General features: G+C 39.9%; 2 protein-coding genes. Both read right to left on the reverse strand.

Annotated features, from left to right (window positions below):
* Nucleotides 1-2,299: two-component regulator propeller domain-containing protein (locus ACEW8O_RS04455; protein ID WP_373493421.1), on the reverse strand; the 2,299-nt coding region annotated here is incomplete at its 3' end.
* 282 nt (nt 2,300-2,581) lie between these two features.
* Nucleotides 2,582-2,961 (reverse strand): hypothetical protein (locus ACEW8O_RS04460; RefSeq protein ID WP_373493422.1); only part of this gene is annotated, 380 nt, incomplete at its 5' end.

The raw sequence follows: 2,961 nt of genomic DNA on the forward strand, positions 1-2,961 counted from the left end.
GAAGGACAAGTTCATGAGGAATGAAATAAAAAGGACTGATATCATCAAGTCTGACACCATCCAAATGAGTGGCCAATGAATCCCGCTTTTGGGCATCAAGTCTTAATCCGTATTTCTGCATTTCTTCTACATGAACTGCAATGGTATTGGCAGAATCTTGCTCTGCGATCTCTAGGGGATTTGAGATAATGGAATGCCAGGAAACAGGGGTTTCGTTTAACCTGATGTCTTTTAATTTTAATTGGGGCTTTTTCTTTCTTTTATTGACTGTCTTGTAATCAAATCTTACCAAACCCGTGTTACTACTTTCTGTCGCGGCCCAGATTATTCCATCCCGATCCAAAAACATGGTCTTCTTTCCAACTGGATTTATATCTTTTACCGGGAATCCTGTACTGATATGATACCAGTCAGATCCACCTATTTTAGAAAAATTGGATTCTTCCATGGAAGGAATGTCAAATAGCTGAATTCCCTTTACCGAACCCACAGCGATTTTCCCCTCAGGTAGCGGAAGTACCTGAACTGCTTGTTTGTTCACAAGACCATCTTCTTTGGTCAAGTGTCTGAAATCAAGTTTTTTCGACGGATTGTTTTTTAATTGCCTTAGCTGATCCGAATCCAAGAAGACAATTCCATCTGAAGTAGCTAACCAGAGATTATCGTTTCCATCCTGGGAAATGTCATTGACCAAAATTTGTACGCCTTGTTCTGGACCATAATGGGCGAATACCCCATTTTCAAAAAGGGTAAGTCCATACCAAGAGGCAATCCAGAAGTTACCATGCGAATCTATAAAAATCTCCTTGATCTCCTCAGGAGCGCCAAGCCCTGATTGGTAAAATGTAATTGCCTCTCCATCGAAACTGGCCAGTCCGCTTTCCAAAGCAAACCAATAATTTCCCTGCTTATCCTGTGTGATATCGAAAACTTCTTTGCCCGGCAGCCCTTGTTCTGAACCGTAATGAAGAAATCTTTTTCCGTCAAACCGGGAGATACCGTTGGATCCTCCAATCCAAAGGTCTCCATTTTTGTCCTGATATGTACATTTGACTGTATTTTCAACTAAACCCCCATGAGTTCTGCTAAAAGTAGTGAATGAATAATGGTCATATTTGTGTAAACCAAGAATAGAACCAAACCAAATGTTGCCTTCCCTATCCTGAAAAATATTATCTATAATTGCGGTTTCTTTAAAACCCTCATTCTTTGTGAAATTGGTAAATGCATCTCCTTCAAATCTACTTATTCCGGCTTCTTCTGTACCAATCCAGATTGTTCCATCCTCTGCTACTGCTATGTCCCGGGTTCCGTTTTCCAACAGCCCTGTTGCTGTTGTATGGGATTGAAATTCATAGCCATCAAATGAACTGATACCATAAGAAGTTGCCAGCCACAATTTACCATCCGAATTTTCAGCTATTCCCCAAACCAGATTATCAGCTAAGCCATCTTCCACAGAGAAATTTTCAAATGTCTTGCCTTCATACCTACTCAATCCAGAAACTGTGCCTAACCACAAGGGGCCATTTTTCTGCTGCTTCACAGTCAGTACAGCATTTGAAGGGATACCATTGTCGATGTTAAAGATTTCGATTTTTTCCCCTGACATTTTGTTAAGCCCCCCAACTCCCCCAAACCACATTGTCCCTTCCAAATCTTTGTCCATCCCTAAAATAAAATTTCCGGCAAGTCCATCTTCAGAACCGATGACAGTAAATGAATTTCCATCATATTTGACAATCCCAGCATCATAGGTACCAAACCAGATATTTCCTTCTAGGTCTTCCCCTATACTCCAAATAATATTTGAGGACATGCCTTCAAGTGTCCGGTATTTGGTGAACTTTTTGCCATCATATTTGCTGACTCCTCCAGAATTGGAAGCAAACCAAATGTTACCTCTACTGTCTTCAAAAATCCGGACGATGGCTTCATTGGGCAAGCCATGATCCACGGTGAAGTTTTTGAACTCCAATCCATCAAAACGGCTGACACCTCCACCATAAGTTCCAATCCAAAGATCGCCTCTGCTGTCAATTACCACACTTCTGACAGCATCAGCCGCTAACCCATCTTCAGAGGTATAATTTTTAAACAACCCTCTACCACCCTTACCGATCAAAAAAGGCAATCCCTGATCGTTTAATTTTATATTGCCGTCTTCATCAATCAAAACAGGCAGTGGGTAAACCTGTGGTGGTTCGAGTTCTACAATTTGCCTTTCTCCTGCAATATTGATTCTTTCATAGGTAGTACCTTTCTTTACGGGAAATGGGATTACCCGAGGTTTGGACATTTCACTCAGCAGAAAGGTTGGTGGTTGGAGCGAATCAGGAAGGTCTGAGATATAGGTTATTTCTGGGTTGAGGAATGGCTTAGTTAACTTATTTTCTTCTGAAGCTGATCTAAAAGAAGGATTTTGCTTAGTACAACTTGAAAAGGAGTAGCTTAAAAAAACCAAAAACAAAGAGAGACAATATTTGGTGGAAAGAGGAGGTAGATGGAGAAAATTAAGATGTTTTTCCATTTGGATCAATGAAAGAGGAAACACAAAATACAAAATCTAAAATATTTGATTTCAATTCAACCAAAATTTATCTTTTTCCTCTAAAGCTTTTAAATATTCTTGGGTTTGTTTGTAGCCTTTGTTTTGGATATTTTTCCATTTATTGTTTTCCAAAAATCCTACCCCCTGCAAGTCCAGTTCAAAGTATAAGGAGACCTTTGATTTGGTGCTCTCTTGTTTTTGACGGCTGTTGATGGTCAAAGAGTTGATTAATATTGAAGGGAGATTGGGGATTTTATATCTCTTTTTCCTGAATATCTTATCCCAAAAAACCGACCATGAACTTGGGGTTTCTTCATAATTGACTTTACGGGTTGAATATCCTGCCAGGGCAACTGCGATAATATTCCCAACTGGATATTGGTACATGGGCTCAATGGGCAAATTATCCA

This window comes from Aquiflexum sp. (genome assembly GCF_041749095.1).
Taxonomy (GTDB): Bacteria; Bacteroidota; Bacteroidia; order Cytophagales; family Cyclobacteriaceae; genus Aquiflexum.